The following is a 19,769-nucleotide window of genomic DNA, read 5'->3' on the forward strand; positions in this document are numbered from 1 at the left end:
GGCAACGCTGCGTTTGCCCGGCCTGCTTGCAAAGATCGCTGAACGAATAAAACATAAACAAAAAATATAGATCTCCGTCACATTTTTGCGTTATACAGGAACCTCGCCCTGGAGAATGAGGTGCTGTATGACATCCCTGACTCGCCCACGCGTTGAGTTTATCTCAACTATTCTGCAGACCGTGCTCAATCTGGGTCTGCTGAGCCTTGGCCTGATCCTGGTGGTCTTCCTCGGTAAAGAGACGGTGCATCTGGCTGATGTGCTTTTTGCCCCTGAGCAAACCAGCAAATACGAGCTGGTTGAAGGGCTGGTGGTTTACTTTCTCTATTTTGAATTTATCGCCCTGATTGTGAAGTACTTTCAGTCTGGCTTTCACTTCCCGCTGCGTTACTTTGTTTATATCGGGATCACCGCGATTGTGCGGCTGATTATCGTCGATCATAAATCCCCCCTCGACGTGCTGATCTACTCGGCGGCGATCCTGCTGCTGGTGGTCACCCTCTGGCTGTGCAACTCGAAGCGCCTGAAACGGGAATAAAAAAAGGCGGCCCGAGGGCCGCCAAACAACAGTCACAAGTTGGATTCTTACATTAAGGCAAAGTTGAGGGTTGCAGTGGCATAACAATGAAACTTAACCTTTCACACCCCCCGCGGTCAGGCCGTTCACCAGCCAGCGCTGGGCCAGCAGGAACACGACGGTGATCGGGATGGCGGAGAGAACAGCGGCGGCGGCAAAGTCACCCCACAGGTAGTTTTGCGGGTTGAGGTATTGCTGCATACCCACTGCCAGCGTGTAGCTATTCACATCACGCAGCAGCAGAGAGGCGACCGGCACTTCTGTAATGGCCGCGATAAAGGACAGGATAAACACCACCGCCAGAATCGGCACCGACAGCGGCAGCAGGACCAGACGGAACGCCTGCCACGGCGTAGCCCCATCCAGCGACGCCGCTTCTTCCAGCGAGTTGTCGATGGTTTCGAAATAGCCTTTGATGGTCCAGACGTGCAGGGCGATACCGCCGAGATAGGCGAAGATCACCCCGCCGTGGGTGTTCAGACCGATGAACGGCACGTACTGGCCAAGGCGGTCAAACAACGCATACAGCGCCACCAGCGACAGCACCGCGGGGAACATCTGGAAAATCAGCATCCCTTTCAGCAGCGTCGCTTTCCCCGGGAAGCGCATACGGGCAAACGCGTAGGCGCAGGTGGTGGAGAGGGTGACAATACCAATCGCCGTAATCGTGGCCACTTTCACCGAGTTCCACAGCCATAACAGCACCGGGAACGGCGGCGGAGTGACGCGACCGTCCGCATGTTCAACGCTGAAACCTAACGCCAGGCGCCAGTGCTCCCAGGAGATTTCATCCGGGATCAGACTGCCGGTGGCGAAGTTCCCGGAACGCAGGGAGATGGCGATCACCATCAGCAGTGGGAACATGATTGCCGCGATAAAAATCAGCAGGCCCAGATGCGTGGCGAAGAGGCGCAGCTTTTGAGATTTGGGTTGTACCATAGACATGTTCTGTGCCCTCCTTAGTCAAATTTCATGCGTGTGGCTTTCAGGTTGACGATAGCCAGCGCGCCTACCAGCAGGAAGATCAGCGTGGCAATCGCCGCCGCCAGACCGAAGTCCTGGCCGCCGCCGCCTTCAAAGGCGATACGGTAGGTGTAGCTCACCAGCAGGTCGGTATAGCCTGCCGGGGTGGTGGTGCCGAGTCGGTCCGGTCCGCCGTTGGTCAACAGCTGGATCAGCACGAAGTTGTTAAAGTTAAAGGCGAAGCTGGCGATCATCAGCGGCGTCAGCGGCTTGATCAGCAGCGGGAGCGTAATCTTAAAGAAGTTCTGGAACGGGGTCGCGCCGTCCATAGCCGAGGCTTCGTACAGATCGTCCGGAATCGCTTTCAGCAGGCCCATACACAGGATCATCATGTACGGATAGCCGAGCCAGGTGTTGACGATCACAATCATGGTACGGGCGGTTGTCGGGTCGCTGAACCAGGCCGGTTTGATGCCAAACAGCCCGCTCAGCATCATGTTGATTTCACCAAAGCTCTGGTTGAACAGCCCTTTGAAAATCAGAATCGAGATGAACGACGGCACGGCATACGGCAGGATCAGCAGGACGCGGTAAATGGCTTTCCCCTTTAACGCTTCCCACTGCACCAGGCAGGCGAGGATCATGCCCACTGCCACGGTCAGGATCACGGTCAGTACCGAGAAGACCACGGTCCAGATAAAGATGGCGAAGAAGGGTTTCTTAATCCCTTCGTCGGTGAAGACGCGGGTAAAGTTGTCCCAGCCGATGGTCACGGTATAGCCCGGGCTGAGTTTATCGTCGCCCCAGTTGCCGTCGGCGTTGACCGACTGGTAGAAGCCGACATCGTTGTTCGGGCGGTACTTCACGCCGGACTGGTTGTTAGTGAGCGTGCCGTCATCAGCCAGTGCGTACAGCGGCTGGGTGCCGGAGAACTGGCGCAGGGAGCTCATAATGACTTTGCTTTTGTCCGGCAGCTCGGCGGTCAGTTGGGTCAGGGCCTGGCGGTTCTGGGTGATGATGCGCAGATTCGCGCGCTCGCCTTCCGGCAGGGCGTCTGCCTCTTTCAGCGCCAGCTTTTGCTCGCCGCCAAATTTAAAGGCCTCAGAGACGTAGGTTTTACCCGTCTCGTCATCGCTCAGAGCCAGTGTCCACTCATCACCCGCCGGATACAGGCCAAAGTTGAAGGTCTTACCCGCCTGATAGGAACGGTCCATCAGCACCTGCTGGGCGCGCTCCTGCGCGAGCTGGTTGGTGCTGCTGTAGTTGGTGAAGGCGATAGCGATAGTGCAGATCAGTGGGAACAGGACAAACAGCCCCATCCCGGCCACGCCCGGATAGACATAACGCCAGGCGTACGCTTTCCGGTTGGCGAAAATATACAGGCCAATTGAGCTTAAGATCAGCGTCATGGCGGCAAACAGGTACTCCCCCTGGGCGTACATCAAAACAACAAGGTAACCCACCAGCAGGCACAGCAGACCTATCACTGACCATTTCAGTGCGTCGCTTTGCCACCAGTGTTTCTTTTTAATGACATCCATGGGGTTCTTCCTCTACAACAATTAAACAACCCTCACCCCAACCCTCTCCCTGAGGGAGAGGGGGCGGTTTTCTCCTTCTCCCTTGAGGGAGAAGGCCGGGATGAGGGGGTTACAGCCAGTTTTACTTAGTGATACGGCCCTGCGCATCTTTCAGCGAGGCTTCAACTGTCTGACGACCGCTGGCGGCGTTGATCACCGCAGTACGGGTGGCATACCAGAAGGCGGCCATCTGCGGGATGTTCGGCATGATTTCGCCTTTCTCGGCGTTACCCATGGTCGCGGCGATGCGTGGATCCTTCGCTAACTGCTCCTGGAAGGATTTCAGCGCCACAGCGCCCAGCGGTTTGTCCTTGTTCACCACGTCCAGACCTTCGTTGGTCAGGAGGTAGTTTTCGAGGAACTCTTTCGCCAGCTCTTTGTTCGGGCTGGCGGCGTTGATACCCGCGCTCAGCACGCCAACGAACGGTTTAGATGGCTTGCCTTTGAAGGTTGGCAGCAGCGCGACGCCGTAGTTGATTTTGCTCTTGTCGATATTTGCCCATGCCCACGGACCGTTGATGGTCATCGCGGTTTCGCCTTTGTTGAACGCCGCTTCGGCGATGGAGTAGTCCGTGTCCGCGTTCATGTGTTTGTTCTTGATAAGATCGACCAGGAAGGTCAGACCGGCTTTCGCACCTGCGTTATCCACGCCAACGTCTTTCACGTCGTATTTGCCGTCAGCATACTTGAACGCATAACCGCCATCGGCAGCAATCAGCGGCCAGGTGAAGTACGGCTCTTGCAGGTTGAACATCAGCGCGCTCTTACCTTTCGCCTTCAGCTCTTTATCCAGAGCCGGGATCTCTTCCCAGGTTTTCGGCGCGTTCGGTACGAGGTCTTTGTTGTAAATCAGGGACAGCGCTTCAACCGCAATTGGATAGGCGATCAGCTTGCCGTTGTAACGGACTGCGTCCCAGGTGAACGGGAACAGTTTGTCCTGGAAGGCTTTGTCCGGGGCCACTTCAGCCAGCAGACCAGACTGTGCGTAGCCGCCAAAGCGGTCATGCGCCCAGAAGATAATGTCCGGGCCATCGCCCGTCGCTGCAACCTGCGGGAACTTCTCTTCCAGTTTGTCCGGGTGTTCAACGGTGACTTTGATGCCGGTGTCTTTCTCGAATTTTTTACCCACTTCGGCCAGGCCGTTGTAGCCTTTGTCGCCGTTAATCCAGATAACCAGCTTACCTTCTTCAATTTTGGCGAGCGCTGGGGCGGAAATCATCATTGCTGCCAGGGCGGACAAAGCGAAAACGCGTGCGCCAGTCTTGATATTCATATCTGCCATCCTTTTTGGTGATGTGCTGTGGATACACTGAGGTAGTTCAACGTCGCCCAGTCTCCTTATTTGACATCCTCTTTCCATCCTCCTGGCCCCTACGCCCCACCCCCACTTTATGTGATCTGCGTTGCATAAATTTAAGTTATGTGTTCTGGCGCACATAAAAGTACGGTGAATTTTGTCAGTGACATCACGAATTTAGCCTCAGCCCCGCCGCAGGGGCGGCTGAGGCCACTTTCTCATCCTCCCGCCTCCTCCCCCATAAAAAAGACGAGGGGTGGAGGATTCACGTAAGTAATGAATACCCCATAGTGAACTTATATTGAATGTTTCTGTCGGCGACAGGATGTAACAAAGGGAGTGGGGTCATGGCGAGCGTAAAGCTGCGTAATGTAACGAAAGCCTGGGGTGACGTGGTGGTATCGAAAGATATCGATCTCGACATCCAGGAAGGTGAATTCGTAGTTTTTGTTGGCCCGTCAGGCTGCGGTAAATCCACACTGCTGCGCATGATTGCCGGACTGGAAACCATCACCAGCGGCGATTTGTTTATTGGTGATACCCGGATGAACGACGTCCCGCCTGCGGAACGCGGTATCGGGATGGTGTTCCAGTCGTATGCCCTTTATCCCCACCTGTCGGTTGCCGAGAACATGTCTTTCGGCCTGAAACTGGCCGGTGCCAAAAAAGAGATCATTAACCAGCGCGTGAACCAGGTTGCCGAAGTGCTGCAGCTGGCGCACCTGCTGGAGCGTAAACCAAAAGCACTGTCCGGTGGACAGCGTCAGCGTGTGGCGATTGGTCGTACGCTGGTGGCCGAGCCGCGCGTCTTCCTGCTGGATGAACCGCTGTCGAACCTCGACGCCGCGCTGCGCGTTCAGATGCGCATTGAAATCTCCCGTCTGCACAAACGTCTTGGCCGCACCATGATTTACGTCACCCACGATCAGGTTGAAGCGATGACGCTGGCCGACAAGATTGTGGTGCTGGATGCCGGTCGCGTGGCGCAGGTGGGTAAACCGCTGGAGCTGTACCACTATCCGGCGGACCGCTTTGTGGCGGGCTTTATCGGCTCGCCAAAGATGAACTTCCTGCCCGTAAAAGTCACCGCTACCGCGATTGAGCAGGTTCAGGTTGAGCTGCCAAACCGCCAGCAGGTGTGGTTACCGGTAGAAAGCACGCATGTCCAGGTGGGGGCAAACATGTCCCTCGGGATCCGTCCTGAACATTTACTCCCGAGCCACATCGCCGATGTGACCCTCGAGGGTGATGTTCAGGTGGTTGAACAGCTTGGTCACGAAACACAGATTCATATCCAGATCCCCGCCATTCGTCAGAACCTGGTGTACCGCCAGAATGACGTGGTGTTGGTAAAAGAGGGTGCCACATTCGCTATCGGCTTGCCGCCAGAGCGCTGCCATCTGTTCCGAGAAGATGGCACTGCGTGTCGACGGTTGCACCAGGAGCCGGGTGTTTAAGCATTCCGAATAATAAGCACGAAACCCTACGGTGAAGTGTTCAAAGAAAAGCAATGATCTCAGGAGATAGAATAATGATTACTCTGCGCAAAGTTCCTCTGGCACTCGCCATTGCGGCGGGCATTATGTCTGCCCAGGCCGGTGCGGTCGACTTTAAAGGTTATGCTCGTTCCGGCATTGGCTGGACCGGGAGTGGTGGCGAGCAACAGTGTTTCCAGGCAACAGGTGCACAAAGTAAATATCGTCTCGGTAACGAATGTGAAACCTATGCCGAGCTGAAATTTGGCCAGGAAGTGTGGAAAGAGGGCGATAAGAGCTTCTACTTCGACACCAACGTAGCGTATTCCGTTTCTCAGCGTAACGACTGGGAAGCCACTGACCCGGCATTCCGCGAAGCCAACGTGCAGGGTAAAAACCTGATTGAATGGCTGCCAGGCTCCACCATCTGGGCCGGTAAGCGCTTCTATCAGCGTCATGACGTTCACATGATCGACTTCTACTACTGGGATATCTCGGGTCCTGGTGCCGGTATCGAAAACATCGACCTGGGCTTCGGTAAACTGTCTATGGCAGCGACCCGTTCTTCTGAGTCCGGCGGTTCTGCCGCGTTCGCCGATTTCGATATTGATGGTAACCGTATTTACGACAACGTCGTGCCGAACGACGTCTTCGACATCCGTTTAGCGGGTATGGAAATCAACCCAGGCGGCACCCTGGAGCTGGGCGTTGACTACGGTCACACCAACATTCCTGACGACTACTACCTGCAGCCGGGCGCCTCTAAAGATGGCTGGATGTTCACCGCTGAACACACCCAGAGCATGATGAAAGGCTTCAACAAGTTCGTGGTCCAGTACGCAACGGATTCCATGACCTCTAACGGTAAAGGTATCCCGCAGGGTGCTGGCCTGAACAACAACGGTTCTCTGATCCGCGTGATCGACCACGGCGCAATCACCCTGGCTGACCAGTGGGACCTGATGTACGTCGGTATGTACCAGAATATCGACCTGGACAACAACAACGGTACCGAGTGGTGGACCGTCGGCGTACGTCCTATGTACAAATGGACACCAATCATGTCCACCTTGCTGGAAGTGGGCTACGACAACGTTAAATCTCAGAACACTGACGACAACAACAGCCAGTACAAAATCACCCTGGCACAGCAGTGGCAGGCAGGCGACAGCATCTGGTCCCGTCCGGCAATCCGCGTCTTCGCAACCTATGCGAAGTGGGATGAGAAATGGGGTTACGCCAACAACAGTGATACTGGCTTCACCAGCGGCGTTGCTTATAACGACACGTCTGCGCGTACCTTCAGCCGCGGCGACAACGACGAGTGGACCTTCGGTGCCCAGATGGAAATCTGGTGGTAATACGTAACACCTGATGTATTGACCTAAAAGAGGGGCGCAAGCCCCTCTCTTCTTAGGGTGCTGCGCGCTATTGCCTGGCTAACGCAGTGCTTATGCAATCTGAGGTAATAACAATGAAAATGAAGAAAAGTCTCGTCGCGCTGTGCCTCTCTGCAGGGTTGCTGGCAAGCGTTCCAGCCGTTACCCTCGCCAACGTCAATTTCGTGCCACAAAACACCAGCGCCGCGCCTGCGATCCCGGGTGCCGCGTTACAGCAGCTGGTCTGGACGCCTGTTGATCAGTCCAAAGCCCAGACCACCCAACTTTCTACCGGTGGTCAGTCCCTGAATGTGCCAGGGATCAGCGGTCCAGTGGCAGCCTATAGCGTGCCGGCTAACATCGGCGAAATCACCCTGACGCTGACAAGTGAAGTGAACAAACAAACCAGCGTCTTTGCACCGAACGTGCTGATTCTGGATCAGAACCTGACCCCATCGGCGTACTTCCCAAGCGAATACTTTACCTATCAGGAACCGGGTGTTATGAGCGCCGATCGCCTGGAAGGGGTGATGCGCCTGACGCCAGCCCTGGGTCAGCAAAAACTGTATGTGCTGGTCTTTACCACTGAGAAAGATCTGCAGCAAACCACCAAACTCATCAACCCGGCCAAAGCCTATGCCAAAGGCACAGGCAACGCCGTACCGGATATCCCGGATCCGCTTGCCCGCCATGTCACCGACGGGCAGCTGAAGCTGAAAGTCTCCACCAGTAATGCCTCCAGCGTGCTGGTTGGCCCGCTGTTTGGCTCCTCCGGCACCGGTCCTGTGACGGTAGGCAACACGGCGGCGGCTGCGCCAGTCTATGCCGCGCCAACGCCTCCGCCAGTTGCGGCACCGGCTGTTGCCCCGGCACCGGTGAAGAAGAGCGAGCCGGTTATGGAAGACACCGAAAGTTACTTTAACCAGGCCATTAAACAGGCAGTCGCGAAAGGTGACGTCGATAAAGCGCTGAAGCTGCTCGATGAAGCCGAGCGTTTAGGCTCGACCACTGCCCGTCCCACCTTTATCAGCAGTGTAAAAGGCAAGGGGTGATAGTTTCCCCGCAATGCTGATTTTGTCAGTAGTTTGGTGCGCCCTTCCGGGCGCACTTTTTTTGCGTGAGCCGACGCTGTTGCATCTCTGTTGCGATAATGATCGCTAACTTACGTTTGCCCGCCACCATCCTGCATTTCTGCGATACAATAGCTTCACGTTATGTATCGGAGAGTCTTGCATGTCACACCCCGCGCTAACGCAACTGCGTGCGCTGCGCTATTTTGACGAAATCCCGGCGCTGGATCCGGCGCAACTCGACTGGTTGCTGCTGGAAGATTCCATGACCAAACGTTTTGAGCAGCAGGGTAAAACGGTCACCGTCACCCTCATTCAGGAGGGATTTGTCACGCCTGACGCCGTTCTGGATGAGCTTGCTCTATTGCCGCAGGAAGCACGCTACTGGCTGCGGGAAATCCTGCTCTGTGCCGACGGCGAGCCGTGGCTGGCCGGGCGCACCGTGGTGCCAGAGTCCACCCTGACGGGGCCAGAGCTGGCGCTGCAGCAGATGGGGAAAACCCCGCTCGGACGCTACCTGTTCACCTCATCCGAACTGACACGCGATTTTATTGAAATTGGTCACGATGCTGGCCTGTTAGGGCGACGTTCCCGCCTGCGCCTGAGCGGTAAACCGCTGATGCTGACAGAGCTGTTTTTACCGGCATCGCCGCTGTACTAAGAGGAAGAAAAAATGGAGTGGAGTCTGAGGCAGAACAAGCTGCTGGCGTATCACCGTCTGATGCGTACCGATAAACCCATCGGGGCGCTGTTGCTGCTGTGGCCGACCTTGTGGGCGCTGTGGGTGGCAAGCCCAGGCGTGCCGCCGCTGTGGATCCTGGCGGTGTTTGTGGCAGGCGTCTGGCTGATGCGCGCCGCAGGCTGCGTGGTGAACGACTACGCCGACCGTAAATTTGACGGCCACGTGAAACGCACGGCCAATCGCCCGCTGCCGAGTGGCGCAGTGACAGAGAAAGAGGCGCGCACGCTGTTTGTGGTGCTGGTGCTGCTGTCGTTCCTGCTGGTGCTGACCCTCAACACCATGACCATCCTGCTCTCGATAGCGGCGCTGGCACTGGCCTGGGTATATCCGTTTATGAAGCGCTACACCCACCTGCCGCAGGTGGTGCTGGGCGCGGCGTTTGGCTGGTCGATTCCAATGGCGTTTGCCGCCGTCAGCGAGTCGGTGCCGCTGAGCTGCTGGCTGATGTTCCTGGCGAATATTCTGTGGGCGGTGGCCTACGACACCCAGTACGCGATGGTCGACCGGGACGATGATCTGAAAATCGGCATCAAATCGACGGCCATTCTGTTTGGCCGCCACGACACGCTGATTATCGGCATCCTGCAGGTTGCGGTGCTGGCGCTGATGGGGCTGATCGGTTACCTGAACGGCCTGAACTGGGCGTTTTACTGGTCAGTGCTGGTGGCGGGATTGCTGTTTGCGTATCAGCAAAAACTGATCGCGAAGCGCGAGCGCGACGCCTGCTTTAAAGCGTTTCTGAATAACAACTATGTTGGTCTGGTGCTGTTCCTGGGGCTGGCGATGAGCTACTGGGCGTAAAAAGCCGGGTGGCGAGGTCAATGTAAAACGGCAGCCTTTCGGCTGCCGTTTGTTATGTTTGCACCCTCTCCCTGTGGGAAAGGGCATCAGGCCGCAGATTGCCCGCGTACTACTCGCCCTGCGTCGCGCTCTCAATCGTTAAGCGCACGTCGGAGGTAATCAGGTCTGCCAGCATCTGGTACACCTTCATCGTCTCTTCCGGCTCGGCGTCACCGCTGTCGCTGATATACCCTTCATTACGCAGCGTCGACACCAGCGAACTGAACACCGCTTTGTCGAAGAACTCCGGCGCGTTGATACCGTGCAGCATCGACAGGCGCTGGGCCAGCGTGCGGCTCTCTTTCTCCAGCGTTCCGCGATTAATCGACGGGTTAGCGCTCAGCAGCCAGAATGTAATGGCGTAGCGCTGCACCGTTTCGCGCGCGCCCGCAGCCAGCAGCTGCAGGGTGCGTGAACGCGACGGGTTAATCTGCAGCTCGTCGTTCTTCAGCGTAATCAGCCCCTGGCGGATCAGCTCTTCGATCTGCTGATCCAGCACATCGGCCAGTTCATCATTGCGCCAGCGCAGGAACAGCTCCGCTTTCAGCATCGGGTAAAGCACTTCGACATGGTGCAGCAGCGCCTGTCGGGTGATGTGACGATGCTGAGTGATGATGGCTGCCATCAGCGATGGCAGCATCAGCATGTGCGCAATGTTGTTGCGATAGTAAGTCATCAGCACCGCCTGCTCGCGCGGCAGAATGATGATATCGCCAATGGTGTCTTTCTCGACCTCGAACTTGTTCATCTGCAGCGCGTGCTCGATAAGCTCGCTGGCGCTGGCGGACGGCACCGTCACGTCTGAGGCATACGGGACGTTACGCATCAGGTTCAGGTAGCAGTCGAGTTGCTCGGTCAGCTGCTCGCGGGTCAGCGAACGCTGGCGAGAGCCCAGCAGCGCGGTACAGCACAGGTTCATGGCGTTAGCCGCACCGGCGTTGTTAATACGCACCATCAGTTCATCGGCAATGCCGTTCACCGTTGGCGTCAGCCAGGCCGGACGCACCGCTTCAATCGGATCGATAGACTCGCGCCACTCCGGAACCTGGTTGTTCAGGTACGTCATCAGCGGCATCGGTTCGCCGAAGTTAACGTAGCCCTGACCCAGATTGCGCAGCTTGCTTAAGCCCCGCACCATCTGCAGCAGGCTCTCTTTTTCTTTGGTCGCGCCGCGCAGCTCTTTGGCGTAGGTGCCCACCTCCATCACGTGCTCGTAACCGATATAGATCGGCACCAGAGTGATCGGACGGGTACCGCCGCGCAGCATCGCCTGAATGGTCATCGACAGGGTACCGGTCTTCGGATCGAGCAGACGCCCGGTACGGGAACGGCCACCTTCCACGAAATACTCAACCGAATAGCCACGGCTGAACAGCTCGCCCAAATATTCGCGGAACACGGTGGAGTAAAGCTTGTTGCCCTTAAAGGTACGGCGAATGAAGAACGCACCCAGACGGCGGAAGATCGGGCCAGCAGGCCAGAAGTTAAGGTTAATGCCCGCAGCAATGTGCGGCGGCACCAGCCCCTGGTGATACAGAACATACGAGAGCAGCAGATAGTCCATGTGACTGCGGTGGCAGGGCACATACACAATCTCATGGCCGTCGTGAGCCAGCTGGCGCACACGCTCGGCGTTGTGCACGTTAATCCCCTGATACAGACGGTTCCAGGTAAAGCTCAGGATACGGTCGCTCAGGCGGATCATCTCGTAGGAGAAGTTGGCAGCAATCTCTTCCATCAGGGCGATAGCGTTTTGCTGCGCCTTCTCGTGGGAGATTTTTTTGCTGCGCGCTTCGTCTTCGACGGCCCGGGCAATCGCTTTCGAGGCCAGCAGCTTGTTAAACAGATCCTGGCGTGCCGGCAGGCGCGGGCCTACTGCGGCAAGACGCTGGCGGGCAAAGTGCATGCGCGCCACGCGGGCCAGCTTCTGGGCGATGATTTTATCGGTGCCATGCTCGGTGGCCATTCGGCGCAGAGAGACGGGGGGTGAAAAACGCACGAAGCTATCGCGGCCCAGCCAGTTGACGGCGAAAAATTTCTGCACCCCGTTGAGCATACGCAGCGGCGGGTTCTCTTCGCCTTTATCACGACCCGGACGACGACCAAACATCACCGATACCGGCACCATCTGCACATCCAGCTGTGGATTGCTGCGGTGCAGGTCGAGGTAATCATGGAACAGCTTGATCGACTCTTCTTTCGGTGTGTACCAGGTGAACACGCGCGGACCGCCGTGAATGAAGATATAGCGCGGCAGCAGGGTGCCGTCGATCTCCAGCGGTTCCAGCGGATCGGGAAGATCGTGCGCCAGGCATTGGGCGCGCAGCGTCAGCAAGTCAGCCTTCGAGTTATAAGGCAACACGTACATAATAGGACGTGAGGTATCGAGCCCTAATTCCAGCGCGGGTTCCGCGGGAATGGACTTGCTTTTTACCAGGACGCTTAATGGTAAATTAAGTAATTTGTAGTAAATTCGTGGCCAGCCAGACATAAACGATGTAAAGCCTCTGGTTAAAAATGCAATTGCGGCGCAAGGATAACAGAAAGCGCGCAAAATTTCTGTTGTTACCCGTCATACTTCGGGCGGCAGCGCGACGCGCTTAAGCCACAGTTGATGACGCTTTTTTCGAAGAAAGGTTTCTTTTTAATGGCTAATAATACCACTGGGTTAACACGCATCATCAAAGCAGCCGGTTATTCATGGAAAGGCATCCGGGCTGCCTGGATAAATGAAGCCGCATTTCGCCAGGAAGGCGTGGCCGTCGTCGCGGCAATCATTATCGCCTGCTGGCTGGATATTGATCCCATCACTCGCGTACTACTGATTGGCTCGGTGATGTTGGTGATGATAGTCGAAATTCTCAACAGTGCGATCGAAGCGGTGGTCGACCGGATTGGCACTGACTACCACGAGCTGTCGGGCCGGGCAAAAGATATGGGCTCTGCCGCTGTGCTGATGTCTATTCTGGTAGCCGTCTTCACCTGGGCCACCCTGCTGTGGGGACATTTGCGATAAGCCTTCAGAAACTGAGTAAGTCTCTGGTTTTTTGTGCGGTTTGTGGTTCCAAAATCACCTTTAGCTGTATATACTCACAGCATAACTGTATATACACCCAGGGGGCGGAATGAAAGCGTTAACGGCCAGACAGCAAGAGGTGTTTGATCTCATTCGGGATCATATCAGCCAGACGGGTATGCCACCCACGCGTGCAGAAATTGCGCAGCGTTTAGGCTTCCGTTCTCCAAACGCCGCTGAAGAACACCTTAAGGCACTGGCGCGTAAGGGTGTACTTGAAATTGTATCCGGCGCTTCTCGTGGTATTCGTCTGCTGATTGAAGCAGAAGAGGGCCTTCCGCTCGTGGGTCGCGTAGCGGCCGGGGAACCCCTACTGGCACAGCAGCACATCGAAGGCCATTATCAGGTTGATCCGGGCATGTTCAAACCGAGTGCAGACTTTTTACTGCGCGTCAGCGGCATGTCGATGAAGGATATCGGTATTCTCGACGGCGATCTGCTGGCGGTGCATAAAACCCAGGATGTGCGCAACGGGCAGGTTGTTGTTGCGCGTATCGACGATGAAGTGACCGTTAAGCGACTGAAAAAACAGGGCAATACGGTACAGCTTCTGCCGGAAAACAGCGAGTTTACCCCGATTGTCGTCGACCTGCGTGAGAGTAACTTCTCCATCGAAGGTCTGGCGGTTGGCGTTATCCGCAACGGTGAATGGCTATAATCTCTTCCTGACAGGCTACGGTTTCACCGTAGCCTGCTGCTTTTCTCTCTGGTTATTCCTATGTCTCTGCTGAATGCTTCCGATAAGGCGTTATGGCGTCTTGCGCTGCCGATGATCTTCTCCAACATCAGCGTTCCCCTGCTGGGGCTGGTGGATACGGCGGTGATCGGCCATCTGGATTCCCCTGTTTATCTCGGCGGCGTGGCGATTGGCGCTACGGCGACCAGCTTCCTGTTTATGCTGCTGCTCTTTTTGCGCATGAGTACCACCGGGCTAACTGCCCAGGCGTATGGCGCGAAAGATCCTCACCGGCTGGCGCGGGCGCTGGTGCAGCCGCTGCTGATGGCGCTGGGTGCCGGTTTGCTGATTGTGCTGTTGCGCGCGCCGCTTATCGATCTGGCGCTGCATATCGTCGGCAGCAGCGAGGCGGTACTGCACCAGGCGCGGCGCTTCCTGGAGATCCGCTGGCTCAGCGCCCCGGCCTCGCTGGCAAATCTGGTGCTGCTCGGCTGGCTACTGGGCGTTCAGTATGCCCGCGCGCCGGTGATCCTGCTGGTGGTCGGCAACCTGCTCAATATCGTGCTGGACCTGTGGCTGGTGATGGGGCTGCAGATGAACGTGCAGGGGGCCGCCCTGGCGACCGTTGTCGCGGAATATGCGACCTTTTTCATTGGCTTATGGATGGTCTGGCGGGTGCTTGCCCTACGCGGCATTTCGTGGTCGTTGCTGAGAGCCAGCTGGCGCGGTAACGTCCGCCGGTTACTGGCGCTGAATCGCGACATTATGCTGCGCTCGCTGTTGCTCCAGCTGTGCTTCGGGGCGCTGACGGTGATGGGCGCGCGGCTGGGGCCAGAGATTGTCGCCGTGAACGCGGTGCTGATGACGCTGCTGACCTTTACCGCCTACGCGCTGGATGGCTTCGCCTATGCGGTGGAAGCGCACTCCGGGCAGGCTTACGGCGCGCGCGAAAGCGGCCAGCTGCGCGAGGTTTGGCGGGCGGCCTGTCGTCAGTCTGGGCTGGTGGCGCTGGCTTTTGCGCTTCTGTATGCCCTGGCGGGCGAGCAGATCATTGCCCTGCTGACGTCGCTGCCGGAGCTGCGGTCGCTGGCGAGTCACTACCTGATCTGGCAGGTGATTCTGCCGGTGGTGGGGGTCTGGTGCTATCTGCTGGATGGCATGTTTATTGGCGCAACGCGCGGGGCAGAGATGCGCAACAGCATGGCAGTGGCGGCGGCCGGGTTTGGCCTGACGCTGATGACGCTGCCGTGGCTGGGGAATCACGGATTGTGGTTGGCGCTGTGCGTCTTTCTCGCCCTGCGAGGGCTGTCGCTGGCGTGGATCTGGCGTCGACACTGGCGCAATAACACCTGGTTCGAGTAGCGGCTTCATCTGCGTAAATGGTAAAAGATTCCGAATAACGAACCCTACGCCGCACGCCTGACTATAATTATTATCACGTCCAGCACGAAACGTATCACACGGACGACATACTTATCCTACACGACCGAACGAAGAGGAATCGATGATGAATAAAGACCAAGTCGGCGGCAACTGGAAACAGTTCAAAGGTAAAGTAAAAGAACAGTGGGGTGACCTGACCGACGATGACATGACTGTCATTGAAGGGAAACGTGACCAGCTGGTCGGGAAAATTCAGGAACGCTATGGTTATGAGAAAGACCGGGCGGAAAAAGAGGTCGGTGACTGGGAAACCCGTAACGACTATCGCTGGTAAGTAACTTATATCCGCAGGTACATGGATGTACGCCCAGGGCGGCCTCAGGCCGCCCCTTTTATATGCGTTTAGCGCGGTTTTTTCTTCAACAAAATGGAGTGGTCATGCTGGCAGTCGTCCTGATGACGACAGGCTTCCACCTCCACGCAGCGGCTGCACAGCCCGTGTGCTTCGATGATGTTATGGCGTAGCGCAAATCCCATCTTCGCCGCCAGCGTATGCATGATGTCCTCAACGCCCTCCGCTCCCTCTTCCTTCACGCTGCCACAGCGATCGCAGATAAACATAGCTGAAGTGTGAGTCGGCTGATCGAACAGATGGCACAGCACATAGCTGTTGGTCGACTCCACCTTATGCACAAAGCCTTGTTCCAGCAGGAAATCCAGCGCACGGTACACCGTTGGCGGTTTAGCCTGCGGCTCGCTGACGCGCAGCAGATCGAGCAGGTCGTAGGCGCTGATGGCCCCTTGCTGCAGGCTCAGAAGGCGGAGCACTTCAAGGCGCTGTGGGGTCAGGCGCACATTGCGTTGCGCGCACAGCTTTTCGGCTTGCGCTAACAGCTCCTGCTTTGTGGTCGTTTCCATGTTGCACCTCGAATCTGTGGAATAGCAAACCTCCACTCTACCATGTTCTGCCTGAAACGCCGAGGTCAGGCGGGTATGCTATACCTGACGCAAAACCACAAGGGGAACAACACAATGAAAAGACCCGATTGCATTCAACACTGGCGGGATCTGGAAGGGGCTGATAACTCAACCTATCCCGACAGTCCCGAGCTGTTTTCCATTGGCGCGCCGCTGGCCCGTACGCTGGGGCTCCGGCGCATTGGCATCCACCATGAGCGCCTGCCGCCAGGACGCCGTACCTCATACCCGCATGCCGAAAGCGACGAAGAAGAATTTATCTACGTGCTGGAAGGCTATCCGGAGGCCTGGATCAACGGCTACCTGTGGAAACTGGAGCCGGGCGACAGCGTCGGTTTTCCTGCCGGCACCGGAGTATGTCACACCTTTATCAACAATACGCTCGAGGACGTGCGGCTGCTGGTCGTGGGGGAAGCCAATAAAAAATTTAACCGGATTTATTACCCGTTAAATGCCGTGTATGCCGCCACCCGTGAGGATCGTTGGGTGGATCATCCGCCGCAGTTTTTTGGTCCGCACGATGGAAAACCTGGGCGAAAGTAAAAACCTCTTCTATACCTGGTGAAAGGAAATAAATATTAACAAAATCAATCTAATACGAAAGAATGAGATGATTTTTTAGACCTACTACTTTTGTCACAGCGGATGTTTGTTCCTGCCTGCTAATGGCCGGCATGGGTTTGTACACACAAGCAGACAAGTCGAGCATACCGTGAAAAAACCTTATAACTTTGCTGTGGCTGGAGTAGCTGTCTCTGTTTTAATCATCAATCAAGCCGAAGCGGCGAATACCTGGACCGAGGCGCGAAATGACGCGATGGGCGGTACAGGAGTCGCTTCGGCACACTATGGTAGCGGGGTGCTGATTAACCCGGCGCTGCTGGCAAAATCGAAAGAGGATGATGATATCACTGTCATTCTGCCGTCGGTCGGCGCGCAGGTGAGCGACAAGGATAATTTGCAGGATGAGATCGATCAGATCAGCGATCAAATCAGTTACTACGAAAACGTGATTGAAAATCTGACGACCCAGGCATTGCTGACGGACCCTCAGGGCACTGTCCGCCAGCTTCAGCTCGCGGCCACCACGCTTGCCGATGAGCTGGAGTTTCTCGACGGCAAAACGGCGCACGGCAACGCCGGGGCAGGCATTGCGGTCAGTATCCCCGGGGCGAATATCTCAATGGCGTTTGTCGCGAAAGCCTATGCCCACGCCCGCATCAGCTCGGAGATCGATCCGCAGGATATCGTTTTTTTGCGCAACATTGAGAACAGCGCAGGGATGACCAGCCAGATGGCGTTTAGCGCGGCGATTAACGGCAGCGATGTGATCACCCAGAACCTCAACTCCACGGCCTCCGGCAGGGCGGCGATTGTCTCTGACTACGGTATCGCCGTGGCCCGTCAGTTTGAGATGAACGGCATCCCGGTTTCAGTCGGCGTCACGCCGAAGCTGCAGCAAACCTGGCTGTATAACTACACCACCTCCATTTACACCTACGACAGCAGCGATTTTAGCAGCAGTCGTTACCGTAATGACGACACCAGCTTCAACGTGGATGTCGGGCTGGCGGCCGACTTCGGTGACAACTGGACGATCGGCCTGAGCGGGCAGAACCTGATCTCCCATGATATTGATACTAATGATATTCGTATCCTTAACGGGCGTACCGGTGAAGTGGTGAGCTATCAGGATACCTATCAGATCAGGCCGCTGGTGACGGCAGGTGTGGCCTGGCACACCGACTTGCTCACCCTTAGCGCGGACGCCGACCTGACCGAGACCAAAGGCTTTAAGAGTGAAGCGAACTCGCAGTATGCCGGCGTGGGGGCAGAAGTGTCCCTGCTGGGCTGGCTGGCGGTGCGCGGGGGCTTTCGCGGTGATGTGAAGGGCAACGACAGCAACGTCTTTACCGGCGGCCTCGGCTTTGCGCCGTTTAACACCGTGCATATCGATTTGACCGGCATCTACGGTGAAGATGAAACCTGGGGCGCGGGCGCGCAGTTCAGCATGACCTTCTGACATGATTGTGTACCGGGTACATCAAAATGGTTGATTAATGTACGGTGTACATGTAAGTTGCGTTAAGTAATTTGAAGCAGTTATCCGATATGTTGGTGAAACGCTAAGGTTCTTTAACGCCCATAGCGGCGAAGGTTAAGGCCCATGCGGCGTCAACGAGGGCGATGAGATTAAAATGAAAGACGAATTATTTGCCGGTCTGCTGGCCAGTGCAGAAGAAATAGTACGAATTGAAAAGGGTGAACAGACGCCAGACCCGGCGCATGTTCATACATTTAGCCCGATTGATGTTAAGGCGATTCGCGAGGCGACCGGGTTAAAACAGCAGGATTTTGCGGTGGCCGTGGGCGTCAGCTACGACCTGGTAAAAAGCTGGGAGACAAAACGGCGCCAGCCGACCGGCGCACCGCGAAAGCTCTTGCTGCTGTTACAGACTAACCCTTTTATTATCAACCAGCTTAAAGCGATTTAGTCCAATGGTGCGCCTGTTCGCGCGCATCTGAAACAGCGGTATATAAGCGTACCAGCCGTATGAGGGCTGTTTACTATGTTATAGTAAGCCATCTTTTCGTCGACCTCTGTATCGGAGTTCACCCTTATATGCGGTGTCCTTTTTGGTGTACTGAGGCATTAGAAATACGCCAATAATTTAAAAATGCATCAAGATAAAGAATCTGAAAACATGCTGAAAACCAGCGTGATACCTGAGAAATCAACCGCGTTCCAGCCATACCGCTTTTCCGTCGCACCGATGCTCGACTGGACAGACCGGCACTGCCGCTACTTCCTGCGCCTGCTTTCGCGTCATAGCTTGCTTTATACCGAGATGGTGACCACCGGGGCGATTATTCATGGCAAAGGCGACTACCTGGCCTTCAGCGAAGAAGAGCATCCGGTCGCCCTGCAGCTGGGGGGGAGCGACCCGGCGGCCCTGGCGCACTGCGCGAAGCTGGCTGAGGAACGCGGTTACGACGAGATTAACCTGAATGTCGGCTGCCCTTCCGACCGCGTACAGAACGGCATGTTTGGCGCCTGCCTGATGGGCAACGCCCAGCTGGTGGCCGACTGCGTGAAAGCGATGCGTGATGTGGTCTCCATTCCGGTAACGGTTAAAACCCGTATCGGCATCGACGATCAGGACAGCTATGAATTTCTCTGCGATTTCATCAACACCGTGTCCGGTCATGGCGAGTGCGAGATGTTTATCATCCACGCCCGCAAGGCCTGGCTTTCGGGTCTGAGCCCGAAAGAGAACCGCGAGATCCCACCGCTGGATTATCCCCGTGTGTATCAGTTGAAGCGTGATTTCCCACAGCTGACAATGGCCATCAACGGCGGGATCACCTCGCTGGAAGAGGCCAAAACCCATCTGCAGCATATGGATGGCGTGATGGTCGGGCGCGAGGCGTATCAGAATCCGGGCATTATGGCGGCGGTGGATCGCGAGATCTTTGGCGTCAGCGGTAACGACCGTGACCCGGTTGCGGTGGTGCGCGCGATGTATCCGTACATTGAGCGTGAGCTTAGCAACGGTACCTATCTGGGCCACATCTCCCGCCATATGCTGGGCCTGTTCCAGGGTATCCCCGGCGCACGCCAGTGGCGCCGTTACCTGAGCGAAAATGCGCATAAAGCCGGAGCCGATATCGACGTCATGGAGCAGGCGCTTCGTCTGGTGGCCGATAAGCGATAATTTTCACTAAAAGTTGG

19 protein-coding genes are annotated in these 19,769 nt (G+C 56.3%); 14 read left to right on the forward strand and 5 right to left on the reverse strand.

Going from position 1 to position 19,769, the window contains the following annotated elements:
* The first annotated feature begins 127 nt into the window (after window positions 1–127).
* Window positions 128–538 carry a phosphate-starvation-inducible protein PsiE gene (gene psiE, locus ACRDD5_RS01665; protein WP_182273377.1) on the forward strand — a complete coding sequence of 137 codons (411 nt, stop codon included), beginning with the start codon at window positions 128–130 and terminating at the stop codon, window positions 536–538.
* Window positions 539–631: 93 nt separating this feature from the next.
* On the opposite strand, the gene malG is transcribed toward psiE, so the two are convergent.
* From malG to malE, 3 genes are all read right to left on the reverse strand, one after another.
* Window positions 632–1,522 carry a maltose ABC transporter permease MalG gene (gene malG, locus ACRDD5_RS01670; RefSeq protein ID WP_271281273.1) on the reverse strand — a complete coding sequence of 297 codons (891 nt, stop codon included), beginning with the start codon at window positions 1,520–1,522 and terminating at the stop codon, window positions 632–634.
* A gap of 14 nt (window positions 1,523–1,536) precedes the next feature.
* Window positions 1,537–3,081, reverse strand: coding sequence for a maltose ABC transporter permease MalF (malF, locus tag ACRDD5_RS01675; RefSeq protein WP_271281274.1), 1,545 nt, complete (start codon window positions 3,079–3,081; stop codon window positions 1,537–1,539).
* Between the two features lie 121 nt (window positions 3,082–3,202).
* Window positions 3,203–4,393 (reverse strand): maltose/maltodextrin ABC transporter substrate-binding protein MalE, encoded by a 1,191-nt coding sequence (gene malE / locus ACRDD5_RS01680; RefSeq protein ID WP_271281275.1) that lies wholly within the window; start codon window positions 4,391–4,393, stop codon window positions 3,203–3,205.
* A 371-nt stretch (window positions 4,394–4,764) separates the two neighbouring features.
* Here malE and malK point away from each other — a divergent pair, with 371 nt between their 5' ends.
* The 5 genes from malK to ubiA all read left to right on the forward strand — a co-directional run bounded on the left by malK (window position 4,765) and on the right by ubiA (window position 9,884).
* Window positions 4,765–5,874, forward strand: coding sequence for a maltose/maltodextrin ABC transporter ATP-binding protein MalK (malK, locus tag ACRDD5_RS01685; protein WP_271281276.1), 1,110 nt, complete (start codon window positions 4,765–4,767; stop codon window positions 5,872–5,874).
* 71 nt (window positions 5,875–5,945) lie between these two features.
* The gene (locus ACRDD5_RS01690) at window positions 5,946–7,253 is read left to right on the forward strand and encodes a maltoporin (protein WP_271281360.1); all 1,308 of its coding nucleotides are present in this window, start codon (window positions 5,946–5,948) and stop codon (window positions 7,251–7,253) included.
* Between the two features lie 113 nt (window positions 7,254–7,366).
* Window positions 7,367–8,323: a maltose operon protein MalM gene (malM, locus tag ACRDD5_RS01695; RefSeq protein ID WP_271281277.1), complete on the forward strand. Its 957-nt coding sequence runs from the start codon at window positions 7,367–7,369 to the stop codon at window positions 8,321–8,323.
* A 181-nt stretch (window positions 8,324–8,504) separates the two neighbouring features.
* Window positions 8,505–9,002 carry a chorismate lyase gene (gene ubiC, locus ACRDD5_RS01700; RefSeq protein WP_438675715.1) on the forward strand — a complete coding sequence of 166 codons (498 nt, stop codon included), beginning with the start codon at window positions 8,505–8,507 and terminating at the stop codon, window positions 9,000–9,002.
* A 12-nt stretch (window positions 9,003–9,014) separates the two neighbouring features.
* Window positions 9,015–9,884 carry a 4-hydroxybenzoate octaprenyltransferase gene (ubiA, locus tag ACRDD5_RS01705; protein WP_438675716.1) on the forward strand — a complete coding sequence of 290 codons (870 nt, stop codon included), beginning with the start codon at window positions 9,015–9,017 and terminating at the stop codon, window positions 9,882–9,884.
* Window positions 9,885–9,993: 109 nt separating this feature from the next.
* Here ubiA and plsB read toward each other — a convergent pair whose 3' ends face one another.
* Window positions 9,994–12,414 (reverse strand): glycerol-3-phosphate 1-O-acyltransferase PlsB, encoded by a 2,421-nt coding sequence (gene plsB / locus ACRDD5_RS01710; protein WP_271281280.1) that lies wholly within the window; start codon window positions 12,412–12,414, stop codon window positions 9,994–9,996.
* 156 nt (window positions 12,415–12,570) lie between these two features.
* Between plsB and ACRDD5_RS01715 the strand changes: the two genes are divergently transcribed.
* From ACRDD5_RS01715 to ACRDD5_RS01730, 4 genes are all read left to right on the forward strand, one after another.
* Window positions 12,571–12,939 carry a diacylglycerol kinase gene (locus ACRDD5_RS01715; protein ID WP_271281281.1) on the forward strand — a complete coding sequence of 123 codons (369 nt, stop codon included), beginning with the start codon at window positions 12,571–12,573 and terminating at the stop codon, window positions 12,937–12,939.
* 109 nt (window positions 12,940–13,048) lie between these two features.
* Window positions 13,049–13,657: a transcriptional repressor LexA gene (lexA, locus tag ACRDD5_RS01720; protein WP_271281282.1), complete on the forward strand. Its 609-nt coding sequence runs from the start codon at window positions 13,049–13,051 to the stop codon at window positions 13,655–13,657.
* 60 nt (window positions 13,658–13,717) lie between these two features.
* Window positions 13,718–15,037, forward strand: a complete 1,320-nt coding sequence (dinF, locus tag ACRDD5_RS01725; RefSeq protein WP_438675717.1) for an MATE family efflux transporter DinF — start codon at window positions 13,718–13,720, stop codon at window positions 15,035–15,037.
* 145 nt (window positions 15,038–15,182) lie between these two features.
* A complete protein-coding gene (locus ACRDD5_RS01730) occupies window positions 15,183–15,392 on the forward strand; it encodes a CsbD family protein (protein ID WP_271281284.1) in 210 nt (69 codons plus the stop codon).
* Window positions 15,393–15,460: 68 nt separating this feature from the next.
* Here the strand turns inward: ACRDD5_RS01730 and zur are convergent, their stop codons facing one another.
* The gene (zur, locus tag ACRDD5_RS01735) at window positions 15,461–15,976 is read right to left on the reverse strand and encodes a zinc uptake transcriptional repressor Zur (protein ID WP_271281285.1); all 516 of its coding nucleotides are present in this window, start codon (window positions 15,974–15,976) and stop codon (window positions 15,461–15,463) included.
* A 114-nt stretch (window positions 15,977–16,090) separates the two neighbouring features.
* Between zur and ACRDD5_RS01740 the strand changes: the two genes are divergently transcribed.
* From ACRDD5_RS01740 to dusA, 4 genes are all read left to right on the forward strand, one after another.
* On the forward strand, window positions 16,091–16,579 hold the full coding sequence (locus tag ACRDD5_RS01740) for a cupin domain-containing protein (RefSeq protein WP_271281286.1): 489 nt from the start codon (window positions 16,091–16,093) through the stop codon (window positions 16,577–16,579).
* 169 nt (window positions 16,580–16,748) lie between these two features.
* A complete protein-coding gene (locus ACRDD5_RS01745; protein ID WP_438675718.1) occupies window positions 16,749–18,059 on the forward strand; it encodes a conjugal transfer protein TraF in 1,311 nt (436 codons plus the stop codon).
* Window positions 18,060–18,234: 175 nt separating this feature from the next.
* Window positions 18,235–18,531 (forward strand): NadS family protein, encoded by a 297-nt coding sequence (gene nadS, locus ACRDD5_RS01750; RefSeq protein ID WP_438675719.1) that lies wholly within the window; start codon window positions 18,235–18,237, stop codon window positions 18,529–18,531.
* 183 nt (window positions 18,532–18,714) lie between these two features.
* On the forward strand, window positions 18,715–19,752 hold the full coding sequence (gene dusA / locus ACRDD5_RS01755; RefSeq protein WP_438675720.1) for a tRNA dihydrouridine(20/20a) synthase DusA: 1,038 nt from the start codon (window positions 18,715–18,717) through the stop codon (window positions 19,750–19,752).
* The last annotated feature ends 17 nt before the right edge of the window (window positions 19,753–19,769 follow it).

This window comes from Silvania sp., from assembly GCF_051656365.1.
Lineage (GTDB): Bacteria > Pseudomonadota > Gammaproteobacteria > Enterobacterales > Enterobacteriaceae > Enterobacter > Enterobacter hatchlandensis.